Source organism: Micromonospora sp. CPCC 205546 (genome assembly GCF_036902715.1).
Classification (GTDB): Bacteria; Actinomycetota; Actinomycetes; order Mycobacteriales; family Micromonosporaceae; genus Micromonospora.
Window position 1 is genome coordinate 73,623 of sequence record NZ_JBAKHL010000017.1, and the last position, 13,213, is coordinate 86,835.

Annotated in this window: 14 protein-coding genes; 5 read left to right on the forward strand and 9 right to left on the reverse strand. The window is 74.7% G+C overall.

What is annotated here, in order from left to right; translation table 11 throughout:
• Window positions 1-6: 6 nt before the first annotated feature.
• On the reverse strand, window positions 7-336 hold the full coding sequence (locus tag V6U77_RS11630) for a hypothetical protein (protein WP_334606280.1): 330 nt from the start codon (window positions 334-336) through the stop codon (window positions 7-9).
• Between the two features lie 305 nt (window positions 337-641).
• Between V6U77_RS11630 and V6U77_RS11635 the strand changes: the two genes are divergently transcribed.
• Window positions 642-1,133, forward strand: coding sequence for a DUF3145 domain-containing protein (locus V6U77_RS11635; RefSeq protein ID WP_334606281.1), 492 nt, complete (start codon window positions 642-644; stop codon window positions 1,131-1,133).
• A gap of 77 nt (window positions 1,134-1,210) precedes the next feature.
• Complete coding sequence (locus V6U77_RS11640) at window positions 1,211-2,950, forward strand: glycoside hydrolase family 3 protein (protein ID WP_334606282.1); 1,740 nt, start codon at window positions 1,211-1,213, stop codon at window positions 2,948-2,950.
• Window positions 2,951-2,998: 48 nt separating this feature from the next.
• Here V6U77_RS11640 and V6U77_RS11645 read toward each other — a convergent pair whose 3' ends face one another.
• On the reverse strand, window positions 2,999-3,649 hold the full coding sequence (locus V6U77_RS11645) for a lipoprotein (RefSeq protein WP_334606283.1): 651 nt from the start codon (window positions 3,647-3,649) through the stop codon (window positions 2,999-3,001).
• A gap of 74 nt (window positions 3,650-3,723) precedes the next feature.
• Window positions 3,724-4,629, reverse strand: coding sequence for a helix-turn-helix domain-containing protein (locus V6U77_RS11650; protein WP_334606284.1), 906 nt, complete (start codon window positions 4,627-4,629; stop codon window positions 3,724-3,726).
• Between the two features lie 88 nt (window positions 4,630-4,717).
• Between V6U77_RS11650 and V6U77_RS11655 the strand changes: the two genes are divergently transcribed.
• Window positions 4,718-4,936, forward strand: a complete 219-nt coding sequence (locus tag V6U77_RS11655; protein ID WP_121400334.1) for a hypothetical protein — start codon at window positions 4,718-4,720, stop codon at window positions 4,934-4,936.
• A gap of 70 nt (window positions 4,937-5,006) precedes the next feature.
• Here V6U77_RS11655 and V6U77_RS11660 read toward each other — a convergent pair whose 3' ends face one another.
• The 6 genes from V6U77_RS11660 to V6U77_RS11685 form a co-directional block, all read right to left on the reverse strand.
• Window positions 5,007-6,446 carry an acyl-CoA carboxylase subunit beta gene (locus tag V6U77_RS11660; protein WP_334606285.1) on the reverse strand — a complete coding sequence of 480 codons (1,440 nt, stop codon included), beginning with the start codon at window positions 6,444-6,446 and terminating at the stop codon, window positions 5,007-5,009.
• Between the two features lie 10 nt (window positions 6,447-6,456).
• Complete coding sequence (fabF, locus tag V6U77_RS11665) at window positions 6,457-7,683, reverse strand: beta-ketoacyl-ACP synthase II (protein WP_334606286.1); 1,227 nt, start codon at window positions 7,681-7,683, stop codon at window positions 6,457-6,459.
• A 2-nt stretch (window positions 7,684-7,685) separates the two neighbouring features.
• On the reverse strand, window positions 7,686-7,925 hold the full coding sequence (locus V6U77_RS11670; RefSeq protein ID WP_007072348.1) for an acyl carrier protein: 240 nt from the start codon (window positions 7,923-7,925) through the stop codon (window positions 7,686-7,688).
• A gap of 82 nt (window positions 7,926-8,007) precedes the next feature.
• The gene (locus V6U77_RS11675) at window positions 8,008-8,952 is read right to left on the reverse strand and encodes a beta-ketoacyl-ACP synthase III (RefSeq protein ID WP_334606287.1); all 945 of its coding nucleotides are present in this window, start codon (window positions 8,950-8,952) and stop codon (window positions 8,008-8,010) included.
• Between the two features lie 118 nt (window positions 8,953-9,070).
• On the reverse strand, window positions 9,071-10,240 hold the full coding sequence (locus tag V6U77_RS11680; protein WP_334606288.1) for an acyltransferase domain-containing protein: 1,170 nt from the start codon (window positions 10,238-10,240) through the stop codon (window positions 9,071-9,073).
• A 78-nt stretch (window positions 10,241-10,318) separates the two neighbouring features.
• Window positions 10,319-11,632: a PucR family transcriptional regulator gene (locus V6U77_RS11685; protein WP_334606312.1), complete on the reverse strand. Its 1,314-nt coding sequence runs from the start codon at window positions 11,630-11,632 to the stop codon at window positions 10,319-10,321.
• 191 nt (window positions 11,633-11,823) lie between these two features.
• Here V6U77_RS11685 and V6U77_RS11690 point away from each other — a divergent pair, with 191 nt between their 5' ends.
• Window positions 11,824-12,159, forward strand: coding sequence for a hypothetical protein (locus V6U77_RS11690; protein ID WP_334606289.1), 336 nt, complete (start codon window positions 11,824-11,826; stop codon window positions 12,157-12,159).
• A 36-nt stretch (window positions 12,160-12,195) separates the two neighbouring features.
• Entirely contained in the window at window positions 12,196-13,122 is a 927-nt protein-coding gene (locus V6U77_RS11695) for an NADP-dependent oxidoreductase (RefSeq protein ID WP_334606290.1), read from the forward strand.
• Window positions 13,123-13,213: the final 91 nt, after the last annotated feature.

Here is a 13,213-nt window from a genome sequence, read left to right on the forward strand (position 1 = left end):
AGGGGCTCAGCCCTCGAAGACGCCGGCCTCGACGAGGCGCTTCTCGGCGGCGTCCCAGCCGTCACCCGGGTGGGTGGCGTTGAGGTTGTTGAGCTCGGCCCGGATCTTGGCGGCGTGGCCGGCGGCGGCCAGCACCCGGATCTCCTCGACGAAGGCCTCGGAGTCGGTGCGCAGGTGCACGGTCTTGCCGTTGGTCAGGTTCCGCACGTAGGCGTGCTTGCCGCCGTTGAGCGGGATGACGTACTTGAACTCGCCCAGCACGCTGAGGGCGCCACCCTGGCCAGCCTGGCCGGCCCGGACTGACGCGCGCGCGGTCTTAGAGGTGTTGCTCGCCACGGAGGTACTCCTTGCAAGACGTACGGGAGGACGGAAAGTCCGGGGGCTGTGCGGGTGACACCCGGGAGGGTGGGCCCGCGAAGATGTGCGCGGCACAGGCCGCCGATGGAACTGTACACGACCCGATCCCTGGCTGGTCACCGCGTCGTGAGGGGGCAACCGGGGCACTCGTCCGACTATTCCGACCCGCGAATTTTCCGATTCCCTGGCGCACCATCCGTCACACCAGTCATCATGTGTTCCAGCAACCACTCGGGTGGTCGAGGTCGTAGGGGAAGACGCACCTCGCTCTCCGGGAGGTCACCGTGCCAACGCGTGGCGTCGTATACGTCCACTCGACCCCGCTCGCCGTGTGCTCACACGTCGAGTGGGCGATCGCGCGCGTCCTCGCCGCGCCGGTCAACCTGCAGTGGACGGCTCAGCCCGTCGACCCCGGCGCACGCCGGGCCGAGTGCGGGTGGACCGGTCGCCCGGGGACGGGTGCCGAGCTGGCTGCTGCCCTCCGGCAGTGGCCCATGATCCGTTTCGAGGTGACCGAGGAACCCAGCTCCGGCGCCGACGGCGAGCGCTTCATGCACGTGCCCGGGCGGGGCCTGTTCCGGGCGACCGTCGGGGCGGCCGGCGACATCCAGCTCGGCGAGGACCGGCTGCGCAGCATCATGGCGGGCGCACGGGCGCCCGAGGCGCTCGCGCACGCCCTCGACAAGGCGCTCGGCACGGCGTGGGACGCCGAGCTGGAGCCCTACCGGTACGCCGGCGACGGCGCGCCGGTGACCCTGCTCACCCGGGTGGGTTGACGCCGGGGCCCGGACCGGGGCGGACTCATCCTGCCGGGTGAAGGTCAAGTTGCCCCGATAAGGGGTGAACTGGTGGGATGGGCCGCGTGTCGATTACCCCGCGACGTGCCGGTGTCGCGCTCGCCGCGCTGACCGCGCTGCTCGTCTCCGGTTGTTCCGGTCCGGCGGAGCGCCGTCCCGACCCGGTGCCGACGAGCGCCGCCGCCCCGACGGCCACGCCGACACCCGCCCCGAGCGTCGCCGGCGCCGACCCCGCCGCCCGCGCCGCGGCCCTCGTCGCCTCGCTGGCCGACGAGGACCTCGTCGGCCAGGTGCTCATGCCGTACGCCTACGGCGACGCGGCCACCCGGGTCTCGCCCGGCTCGGCCGCCGGCAACCAGGCGCTGGCCGGAGTGGACACCCCCGCCCAGATGGTCGAGAAGTACCGGCTCGGCGGGCTGATCCTGGTCGGCTTCAGCGCCGACGATCCCACCAAGGGCAACCAGGAGACGACCAACGTCGACAACCCGAAGCAGGTTCGCGCGCTGACCGACGGCCTGCGCGCGTCCGCCGGCCGGCTGCCCACCGCGGCGGCGCCCTTCCTGGTCGGCACCGATCAGGAGCACGGCGTGGTCACCCGGATCACCGACGGCGTGACCCTGCTGCCCAGCGCCCTCGCCGCCGGCGCGGCGGGACGGCCGGAGCTGACCGAGGCCGCCTGGCGGGCGGCCGGCGCGGAACTGGCCGCCATGGGGATCAACCTCGACTTCGCCCCCGTCGCGGACGTGCTCGCCACCCGCAGCACCGTGATCGGCTCCCGATCCTACGGGGCGGACCCGAAGGTGGCGGCGGGGCAGGTCGCCGGGGCGGTACGGGGGTTGCAGGCCGCGGGCGTGGCGGCCACCGTCAAGCACTTCCCCGGGCACGGGCACAGCGCCGACGACTCCCACGAGGGTCTGCCGGTGCTCGCCCAGTCCCGCCGGACGCTGGAGACCGGGGCGTGGCCACCCTTCTCCGCCGCCATCGACGCGGGCGCGATGGCGGTGATGTCCGCCCACCTCGACGCGCGTGCGGTGGACCCGGGCACCGCGGCGACCTTCTCGCGCAAGCTGCTCACCGACGTGCTCCGTGGCCAGCTCGGCTTCCAGGGCGTGGTGATCACCGACGGGATGAACATGCCGCCGGCCAAGCGCTGGTCGCCGGGCGAGGCCGCGGTGCGGGCGCTGAAGGCCGGCAACGACCTGATCCTGATGCCGCCGAACGTCCGGCAGGCGTACGACGGGCTGCTCGCCGCGCTCCGCGACGGCTCGCTGCCCCGGGCCCGCCTCGTCGAGGCCGTGACCCGGGTGCTGACGATGAAGTTCAAGCTGGCCGACCGGCCCACGCCCGAGCTGTCCACCCTCGCCGCCGCGGCGCACCGCAAGGCGGCGGAGGAGTTGGCCGCGGCGGCGGTGACGGTGCTGCGCGGCCGGTGCGGCGGCGGCGTACGGGGCCCGGTGACCGTGACCGCCTCCGGCGGACGGGAGCACACCCGGGCGGCGCTGACCGAGGCGCTCAAGGCGGCCGGCGTCGAGGTGGTGGCCGCCGGCGGCACGGTGGTGCACCTCGTCGGGTACGGCGACGGCGCCGGCGACCTGCGCGCCGGCGCCGCCGTGACGGTCGCCATGGACACCCCGTACGTGCTGGCGAAGGCCAAGTCGCCCACCCTGCTGGCGACCTACTCGTCCAGCCGGGTGTCGATGACCGCGCTCGCCGGGGTGCTGGCCGGCAAGGCCCGCCCGGACGGCCGGTCCCCGGTGCGGGTGACCGGCCTGCCCGCCACGACCTGCGGTGCATGAGCCGCCCGCGTGGCCCGGTGGTTGTCGACCGGGCCACGCGTCGACGGGTCAGTCGCGGTTGATCCGGGCCGACTGCTTCACCAGCTGGTACGCCGGCAGCAGCTCCTCGGGGTCCGAGGTGTCCAGGCTCAGCACGACCGGCCCGTAGAGGGACGAGATCGCGATGGCCCGGTCGTTGACCGCGCCGCCGTCCTTCCCGGGGTAGCTGGCCTCGACGGCGTCGAGGGTGCCGGCCTTCAACCGCCGGTACTCCGCGTCCGTCGCCCCGGGCGCGTACACGCCGAGGAAGTGCTTCAGGTGCTCCTGGCCGCCGCCGGCGACACCGTCGACCCGCCACACCCGGAGGAACCCGAGGTCGCCGGCCGGCCGGGCGTCGATCTCGCAGACCATGAGGGCCTTGCCGACGCGGGCCTCGCCGGACTTCGCCGAGCGCTTCACCGCCTTGACCTTCCACTTCGCGGGCACCGAGAAGGTGACCGGCAGCTCGCAGGGCGTGCCCTTCCCGCCCACCGTGGTGCCGGCGGGGGCGGCAGCCACCTCGTCGTGCCAGGGCGGGCCGGGGGTCACCGGCGAGGCGGTGGGGCTCGGCGAGGCGGACGGGGAGCCACCGGCCGACGGCGGCTCCTTCCCTTCGGCGCAGCCGCCGGTGAGTGCGATGGCGAGCGCCGTGAGCACGGCGGCGCGGGTACGACGTTCCATGGTGTCCATTCCCCGTTGACGATGAGAGCCGGACCATCAAAGCGGCGCGGACCGGCGCCGTCAAATTGGTTGATCTACGGCGTCGCGCGCAGGGCGGCCACCAGCCACTCCACGGCGGGCACTGCGGGCGGGAACGGGGGCCGCCGGTTGAGCACCCCGATCAGCTGCCAGTACCGCTCCACCTGCCGGTCGGTGAAGGCCGCGATGCCGTCGGCGAGCGTGAGCCGTTCGGCGCGGGACAGTCCCGGGTCCACCATCTCGTCCAGCACCGCCCGCGCCCGCCCGGAGTCCGGGGCGATCCCGGCGGCGAGCGCGGCACGCGCCGCATCGATCGAGTGCATCGGCGCGGGGGGCGACGGCGCGGTGCCCGCCGCGCCGGCCTGCGCCATCGCGCGGACCCGCCGCCGGAACGCCGGGTCGGCGACCAGCTCGGCCAGCTCGATCCAGGCGTCCACCTCCTCGTCGGTGGGCTCGTCGGGCAGGTCGGCGGGGAGCGCCCGCATGGCGCGGGCCAGGCCGTCGCCGTCGGGGCCGGGCGCCACGCCGCCGAAGACCTCGTCGACGAAGTCGTCGATGATCCGCTGCCGCTCCCGGGCGGAGAGGCGGGCCAGGTCGTTCATCAGTCTCAACTCCTCGGTCGTGCTGCCACGTCGGGCGACCGACCGCAGCACCGCCCGACGCAGCCGCAGCGTGCGGATCTCGGCGTCCAGGGCGTGGCTGTGCGCCTGCGCCACCTCCCGGACGCTGGTCCGCCGCTGCAGGATCCGGCGGACGTCGTCCAGGCCGATCCCCAGCTCCCGCAGGCTCCTGACGAGATCCAGCCGGGCCACGGCCGCCGCGTCGTAGAGCCGGTAACCGCCGGTGGAGCGCGCGGTGGGCGGGAGCAGGTCGAGGTCGGACCAGAAGCGGATCGTCCGGACGGAGAGGCCGGTGCGGCGGGCGAGCTGCCCGATGGTGAACAGGTCGGTGCGGTCGTCCACGTCGAGCAGCCTCCTGCCTCCAGCCGCTGGAGAGTCAAGCAGGAAAACCGGGTCGCGTCCCGCCGCCCCGCCTGGCACCCTCGCGCACATGGCAACGGCTGAGGGTTTCGCGTACGTCGAACGGTCCGACGGCACGGTGGTGATCACCCACCACGGCCGGGCGGCGGGCACCCTGCGCGGCGGCCGGGCGGCGGAGTTCCTCGCCGAGGTCGACGGCGACCCACAGCTCGTCATGGCCCGCTGGACCGGCAACTACCGCCGGGGCAACGAGCGGACCGCCCGCCAGCACCCCCGCAACCGGGGCTGAGCGACGCGCAAGGGCGCGCGCCCGTCGTGAGCGTGGGCCCTCCGCGGCGGTACGTCGTGCCGTGGTCGTCCTAGAGCGGGATGTTGCCGTGCGCGCCTCGCGCGGCGGGGGCGGCGGCGAGGGCCTCGGCGATGCGGCGGCGGGTCTCGGCGGGGGCGATGACGTCGTCGACGACGCCGATCTCGAGGGCCCGGTTGACGCCGCCGGCGATGCGGGTCTGCTCCTCGACGAGCCGTGCGCGCAGCGTCTCGCGCTCCTCGGCCGGGACGGCGGCGAGCTTCTTGCGGTGCAGGATGTTGACGGCGGCGCCGGCGCCCATGACCGCGACCTCGGCGTTGGGCCAGGCGAACACGGCGCTGGCCCCCAGGGAACGGGAGTTCATCGCGATGTACGCCCCGCCGTAGGCCTTGCGGGTGACCAGGGTGACCCGGGGCACGACGGCCTCGGCGAAGGCGTGCAGGAGCTTCGCGCCGCGCCGGACGACGCCGTCCCACTCCTGACCCAGGCCGGGCAGGTAGCCGGGGACGTCGACCAGGACGATCAGCGGCACGCCGAGGGAGTCGCACATGCGCACGAACCGGGCGGCCTTCTCGGCGCTGGAGGCGTCCAGGCAACCACCCAGGCGCAGCGGGTTGTTCGCGACGACCCCGACGGTGCGCCCCGCGAAGCGCCCCAGGGTAGTCACCACGTTGGGCGCCCACTTGGCGTGCAGCTCCACCCCGGGGGCGTCCAACAGCGCCTTGACCACCGGCCTGACGTCGTAGGCCCGGTTCGGCTCCGTCGGCATCCTCGCCGCCAGGTCGTGTCCCCCCTCGTCCTGGGCGGGCACGTCGTCGGGCGACAGGCGTCCCTGGCGGCCCAGCAGCGCGGCGAGCCGGCGTGACTCGGAGATCGCCGACTCGTCGTCCGGGCAGGTCACGTGGACCACCCCGGAACGGCGTCCGTGCGGCTCGGGCCCACCGAGGCGGGCCATGTCGACCTGCTCACCGGTGACGCTGCGGACCACCTCCGGGCCGGTGACGAAGATCCGGCCCGCGCCGCTCATCACCACGATGTCGGTCAGCGCCGGCCCGTACGCGGCGCCACCGGCCGCCGGACCGAGCACCGTCGAGATCTGCGGCACGCGTCCCGAGGCCCGCACCATCGCCGCGAACACCTGGCCCACCGCGTCCAGGGCGACCACGCCCTCGGCCAGCCGCGCCCCGCCCGAGTGCCACAGCCCCACCACCGGCATCCGCTCGCGCACGGCGGTGTCGATGGCGTCCACGACGTGCCGGCACCCCTCGGTGCCCATCGCCCCGCCCATGCGCGTCGCGTCCGTGGCGTACGCGACCACCGGCGACCCCTCGATCTCGCCCCGCGCCCACAGCACCCCGGAGGTGTCGCGCGGCACCGACAACCGCATCGATCCCGGGTCGAACAGCGCCCGGAGCCGCACCTCCGGATCCCGGTGGTCCACGACGCAAGTGGGGTCCACGCCGACGGCGGTGGTGCTCACGCGAGCCTCCATGGCTGTGGTGTCAGGCCCGCGTGAAGACGAGAGCCACGTTGTGACCGCCGAAGCCGAACGAGTTGTTCAGCGCGGCGGGGATGTCCATGCGGCGTGCCTCGTTGGCGGCCACGTCTAGGCTGAGCCCGTCGTCGGGGTCGTCCAGGTTGATCGTCGGCGGTACGACACCGTCGCGGATCGACAGGATGGTGGCGATCGACTCCAGCGCGCCCGCCGCGCCCAGCAGGTGACCGGTCATCGACTTGGTCGAGGTCAGCACCGGGTGGTCGCCCAGCGCCGCCCGCAGCGCGGTGATCTCCGCGACGTCGCCGACCGGGGTCGACGTGGCGTGCGCGTTGACGTGCACGATGTCCGCCCTGGCGACGTCCGCGTCCGCGATCGCCTTCGCGATCGCCCGGATCGCGCCCTCGCCCTCCGGGTGCGGCTGGACGATGTCGTAGCCGTCGGAGGTGAGCCCGGCGCCGGCCAGCCGGGCGTAGACGTGGGCGCCCCGGGCGACGGCGTGCTCCGCCCGTTCCAGCACCACGATGCCCGCGCCCTCACCGAGCACGAAGCCGTCGCGGCCCTTGTCCCACGGGCGGGAGGCCCGCTCCGGCTCGTCGTTGCGGGTCGACATGGCCCGCATCGAGCTGAAGCCGGCGATGGGCAGCTGGTGGATGACCGCCTCGGTGCCGCCGGCCACCACCACGTCGGCGCGGCCGGCGCGGATCATGTCCATGCCGAGCGCGATCGCCTCCGCGCCGGTCGCGCAGGCGCTGGCCACCGAGTGCACCCCGGCCTTCGCGCCCAGCTCCAGCCCCACCCAGGCGGCGGGGCCGTTCGGCATCAGCATCGGGATGGTGTGCGGGGAGACCCGCCGCGGGCCGGACGCCTCCAGGATGTCGTCCTGGGCGAGCAGCGTCAGCGCCCCGCCGATGCCGGAGCCGACGCTGACGCCCAGCCGCTCCGGGTCCAGCCCGGAGTCGGCCAGACCGGAGTCCGCCCAGGCCTGCTGCGCCGCGATGATCGCGATCGCCTCGGAACGGTCGAGCCGGCGGAGCTTGACCCGGTCGATCAGGCCGGTCGGCTCGACCGCGAGCCGGGCGGCGATGCGCACCGGCAGTTGCTCGGCCCACTCCTGGGTGAGCGGACCCACCCCGGAGCGGCCGGCGAGCATGGCGTCCCAGGTCGACGCGACGTCCCCGCCCAGCGGGGTGGTCGCGCCGAGCCCGGTGACGACGACGTCGGTGTGAGCCATGATCAGGACTGCGCCTCGATGTAGCTGACGGCGTCCCCGACGGTCTTGAGGTTCTGCACCTCGTTGTCCGGGATCTTGACGCCGAACTTCTCCTCGGCGGCCACCACGACCTCCACCATGGAGAGCGAGTCGACGTCCAGGTCGTCGGTGAAGGACTTCCCCTCGGCCACGTCGTCCGGGTTCACCCCGGCAACCTCTTCGAGGATCTCGGCGAGGCCGGCGGTGATCTCGTCACGGGTCATTGCGGTTGGTTCCTCTCATCGTGGTTCACTCGACGGCCGACGACGCCGGCCGTCACTCCCCGGCACGCGGCCGGAGGGGCTTTCAGGGGCAGCGCACGACCTGACCGGCATAGGTCAGGCCGCCGCCGAAACCGAAGAGCAGCACCGGGGCGCCGGACGGCACCTCCCGCCGCTCGACCAGCTTGGACAGGGCCAGCGGCACGCTCGCCGCCGACGTGTTGCCGGACTCGACGATGTCCTTGGCGATGATCGCGTCCGGGATGCCGAGCCGCTTGGCGATGCCGTCGATGATCCGGGAGTTGGCCTGGTGCGGTACGAAGGCGGCCAGCTCCGACGGGTCCACCCCGGCGCGCTCGCACGCCTGCCGGGCCAACGGCGCCAGCTCGGTGGTGGCCCAGCGGAAGACCGACTGACCCTCCTGCTGGATGTACGGGCGCCAGCCCTCGATGCGTACCGCGTCGCCCCGCTCCGGCACCGAGCCCCACACGACCGGGCCGATCCCGGCGGGCTCGCCCTCGTCGACGGCCGACACCACGGCGGCGCCGGCACCGTCGGCGAAGATGATGCAGGTGGACCGGTCCGTCCAGTCGACGATGTCGGACAGCTTCTCCGCGCCGATGACCAGGGCGTTGCGCGAGGCGCCGGCCCGGATCGCGTGGTCCACGGTGCCCAGCGCGTACGCGAAGCCGGAGCAGGCCGTGTTGAGGTCGAACGCTCCGGGCGCGGTGATGCCGAGCTTCGCGGCGACCCGGCACGCCACGTTGGGGCTGCGGTCGGCGGAGCTGCACGTCGCCACCACGACCAGGTCGATGTCGGTGGCGGTGAGCCCGGAGTTGGCCAGCGCCTTGCCGGCGGCGGCGGCGGCCATGTCGGCGACCGTCTCGCCGTCGGCGATCCGCCGGGTGACGACGCCGACCCGGTCCCGGATCCACTCGTCGTTGGTCTCGACCAGTTGGGCGATGTCGTCGTTGGTGACCACCCGGGAGGGCTGGTAGTGCCCCAGCGCGACGATCCGGCTGCCGGTCATCGGCGCTGTCCTTCCGTTTGCGGCTGCGGGACTCGCAGACCCGGCTCGTTCCTCGCGCTCACGGGGCTGCTTGTTGTTCGCGACTGCGGGACTCGCAGACCCGGCTCGTTCCTCGCGCTCACGGGTGACCTCCGATTCGGACGAGCGGTTGGCCCGGCGCGACCGGGTCGTCGTGGTGGGCGAGCCACTCGGTGAGCACCCCACTGTCGTGCGCGGTCACCTCGACCGGCCCCTGCCGGGTGGCCACGTGGCCGACGACCTGCCCGACGCGGAGCGTGTCGCCCTCGGCGAGGTCGGGGGACGGCTCGAAGGTGCCGGCCGAGGGGGCCACCACCACGCGGAAGTGCATGGTCGGCTCGTGGCTCGGCGCCATCCCGTGCCGGGCGATCAGGTCCCGGGCGGCGGGCAGGTCGTTCGGGGTGTTGAGGGTGACCACCTCGGGGGCGCCGGGCCCCTTCAGCTCCCGCTTCACCAGGCCCGCGAGGGTGCCGGCCGGGGGAAGCTCGATCACGCCGGTCACCCCGAGGTCGGCCAGGGTGCGCATGCAGAGATCCCAGCGCACCGGCGCGGTGACCTGGCGGACCAGGCGCTGCAGCATGTCGCGCCCGTGGCCGACGGCGGCGCCGTCGAGGTTCGACAGCAGGATCCGGGCCGGGTCGCTCGGGGTGATCCCGGCGGCCACGGCGGCCAGCGCCGTCTCGGCGGGAGCCATGTACGGGGTGTGGAAGGCGCCGGCCACCCGTAGGCGGATCACCCGGGCCTTCGTCGGCGGCTCGCCGGCGAGTTTGTCCAGCCCCTCGGCGGCGCCGGCGGCGACGAACTGCCCGGCGCCGTTGTGGTTGGCCGGGTGCAGTCCGTGCGCGGCGATCGAGGCGAGCACCTCGTCCGGGTCCCCGCCCAGCACGGCGGCCATTCCGGTGGGCTCCAGCGCGCAGGCCGCGGCCATCTCGCGGCCGCGTACGCCGGCCAGGGTGATCGCCGCCTCCGCCGGGATGACCCCGGCGAGCGCCGCCGCGCCCAGCTCACCCACGCTGTGGCCGACGGTGAGCGTGACGTCGTACATCGGCAGGTGCTCGGCGGCCAGCAGCGCGGCGGCGACCAGCAGCGGCTGGGTCCGGGCGGTGTCCCTGATCTCGACCGCGTCGGCCGCGGTGCCCAGGTGCACCAGGTCGACGCCGGCCAGCGCCGACCATGAGCGCAGACGCGCCTCGGCGCCGCTGAGGTCCAGCCAGGGAGTCAGGAAGCCGGGTTTCTGGGAACCCTGGCCGGGCGAGAGTACGGCGAGCACGCCTATGACTCTCCCGGATACGCGCGGGTAGCGCTGTGCGGCCTTCGACCAAACCACACTAGAACCTTTGGAGGAAACCTACAAAGATCGGCGGCGATCATCACCTGTGTGTGGTGTTTTGTTGACACTCGGGGTCATTGTCTGGGTTGGTGCCACCGGGTCGAGCCGGCCGACGGTGAGGGCCACCTGGAGCGCGAACGCGTCCCTCGCCGCGAGCGGCGAGAAGCCGGTGACGTCGCAGATCCGCCGCAGCCGGTAGCGCACCGTGTTCGGGTGCACGAAGAGGGATCGCGCGGCGCTCTCCAGCGTGCCGCCGGCCGCGAAGAAGGCGTCGAGGGTCTCCAGCAGTTCCCCGCCGGAGCGCACCAGCGCGGCGTAGACGTCGTGGCGCAGCCGTCGGCGCGCCTCCGCGTCCCCGGCCAGCGCCCGCTCCGGCAGCAGGTCGTCCGCCGGCACCGGCCGGGGCGCGGTCGGCCAGGCGGGGGCGGCCCGGAAGCCGGCCAGCGCGGCGCGTGCCGACTCGGTCGCCTCGTCCAGGCTCGGCACGGCCGGCCCGACCACCACCGGCCCGTCGCCGAACGCGCCGAGCAGCTTGCCGGTGGCCGCGACCGGATCGGCGGCGCCCCCGAGCACGATGACCAACCGGTCGCCGTGCACCCCGCCGATCACCTCCGTGTCGATGCGCCGGGCCTGCCGGTGCACGGTGTGCAGCACGGCGGAGACCTCCCCGCCGGGGGAGCGGCCGACCGCCACCGCCACCGGCGGGGCGTCCGCCCAGCCGAGCGCCGCCGCCCGGCTCGCCAGCACGTCCGGCGAGTCGCCGCGCAGCAACGCGTCCACCAGCAACGCCTGCAACCGGGCGTCCCACGAGCCGCGCGACTCGGCGGCCCGCGCGTACACGCGGGCGGCGGCGAAGGCGATCTCCCGCGAGAAGCGCAGCACCGCCTCGCGCAACTGCTGCTCCTCGCCCTCCGCGGCCAGGTACGCGACCTGCTCCTCGACCACGTCGATCATCACCTTCACCAGCGCGACGGTCTGCTGGAGGCTGATCGAGCGGGCGAGCGCCTGCGGCGCGGTGGCGAAGACCTCGTCCGAGACCTCCTGGGTGCTGTCCGCCGTGCCGCCCCCGTCACGCAGCCACTGCACCAGCGACCGGGCACCGGCCTGGGCCACCAGCATCACCCAGGAGCGGTGATCGGGCGGCAGGCCGCGGAACCAGGGCAGCGCCTCGTCCATCCGGGCCACGCTGGCGCTGGCCAGCGCCCCCGCCGCCCGCTCGATCCGGCGCAGCGTGGCCGACAGTTCCGTCCCGCCCGGCTCGCTCACCGCCCCAGCCTGACACGCCCCGACCTGCGCCTGGGCCCCGGGCAGCCCCCGCCCGCTTTCGCCGATCGTGCAGTCGTGGTGGGGGACGAAAGCTGCACGGGCGTACGAAATTCCCACCACAACTCCATGATCGCCAGGGGAGGGGGAGGTGCGCGGTGGGGGAGTCGGGTGGCTGCGTGGGAGTCGGGGTGGGCCAGTACGGTGACAGGGCCCGTCGGAGCGACCCCGGTGGGCGGGGCGAGCGTGAGGAGACTCCGATGGCGCACGGGGAGGCCGAGCACGGCTGCGCCCAGGGCGAGCCCTGCCGGCCGGGCCACCACGAGCAGCAGGCGGCGGCCAAGCATCGCCGCCCGCCCGGGGGGTTCCCGGCCCACGCGCCGGAGCACCCGGGCCGCGCACCCGAGCGCCCCGACGACGACGTCGCGGTGCCCAGGCAGCGCGTCGCCGAACCGGCTGCGGCGGGCGAGGCGGAGCCGGCGAACCAGGGCTGCCGCAGCGACCTGCCGGGCTGGGCCGGCGGACACCGGCACGGCCCGGTCCGCCCGCGGCAGCGCGGCACCCGCCGCGAGCGGCCGCCACGCCGCTGGTGCTGACCACGGCGGCGCCGTCCGCCCGCTAGCGTGGTCGGTGTGAAGGCGATCGCGATCGACGCGTACGGCCCGGCCGACCTGCTGACCCTGCGCGAGCTGCCCACCCCGCCCGTCGGCCCGGACACGGTCCTCCTGCGGGTCCGGGCGGCCGGGGTGAACCCGGTCGACTGGAAGGTGCGCGAGGGGCACCTCGCCGGCGCGATCCCGGGCCACTTCCCGCTCGTGCCGGGCTGGGACGCGGCGGGGGTGGTCGAGGCGGTCGGCCCGGCGGTGACCGGGTTCACGGTGGGCGACGAGGTCGTCGGTTACGTCCGACGCGACCACGTCCAGTACGGCACGTACGCCGAACTCGTCCCGGCGCCCGAGCGGACGCTGGCGGACAAGCCGGTCCAGGCGTCCTGGGCCGAGGCGGCCGGCCTGCCCCTGGCCGGCCTCACGGCCTACCAGGCGCTCCAGGCGGCCCGCACCGGTGCCGGCGACACGGTGCTGGTGCACGGGGCGTCCGGCGGCGTGGGCCACCTCGCGGTGCAGATCGCCCGCGCGCTCGGCGCCGACCGCGTGATCGGTACGGCCGGCCCGGACAACCACGACTTCGTCCGGTCGCTGGGCGCCGAGCCGGTCGCGTACGGCGACGGGTTGGCCGACCGGGTGCGCGCGGTCGCGCCCGACGGGGTCGACGTGGTGCTCGACCTGTTCGGCGGCGACGCGCTCGACGTGTCGGCCGAGTTGATCACCCGTCCCGCGCGGCTGATCTCCACCGCCGATCCGGAGCACGTCACCCGGCTGGGCGGCAGTTACCTGTTCGTGAAGCCGTCGACGATGGACCTCGGCGTGCTCGCCGGGCTGGTCGACGCCGGCCGGCTGGGCGTCCACGTAGAACGGACGTTCGCGCTGGCGCAGGCAGCGGACGCGCAGCGCATGGTGGAGGAGGGGCACGTGCGCGGCAAGGTGGTCCTGGAGGTCTGAGCCCGGGCCCGTCCTCCCGCGGAGCGAGGCGCTGGCGGTCGGCGCCGGCGCCCGCCCGGTTACGCCGGCCCGCGACCGGCGCAGGGCGGCC

Coding starts and splice junctions, on each gene's coding strand:
- V6U77_RS11660 (WP_334606285.1), bottom strand. CDS start 6,446: ATGGAGGCTCGCGTGAGCACCACCGCCGTCGGCGTGGACCCCACTTGC.
- V6U77_RS11690 (WP_334606289.1), top strand. CDS start 11,824: ATGGCGCACGGGGAGGCCGAGCACGGCTGCGCCCAGGGCGAGCCCTGC.
- fabF (WP_334606286.1), bottom strand. CDS start 7,683: ATGGCTCACACCGACGTCGTCGTCACCGGGCTCGGCGCGACCACCCCG.
- V6U77_RS11645 (WP_334606283.1), bottom strand. CDS start 3,649: ATGGAACGTCGTACCCGCGCCGCCGTGCTCACGGCGCTCGCCATCGCA.
- V6U77_RS11640 (WP_334606282.1), top strand. CDS start 1,211: ATGGGCCGCGTGTCGATTACCCCGCGACGTGCCGGTGTCGCGCTCGCC.
- V6U77_RS11675 (WP_334606287.1), bottom strand. CDS start 8,952: ATGACCGGCAGCCGGATCGTCGCGCTGGGGCACTACCAGCCCTCCCGG.
- V6U77_RS11655 (WP_121400334.1), top strand. CDS start 4,718: ATGGCAACGGCTGAGGGTTTCGCGTACGTCGAACGGTCCGACGGCACG.
- V6U77_RS11670 (WP_007072348.1), bottom strand. CDS start 7,925: ATGACCCGTGACGAGATCACCGCCGGCCTCGCCGAGATCCTCGAAGAG.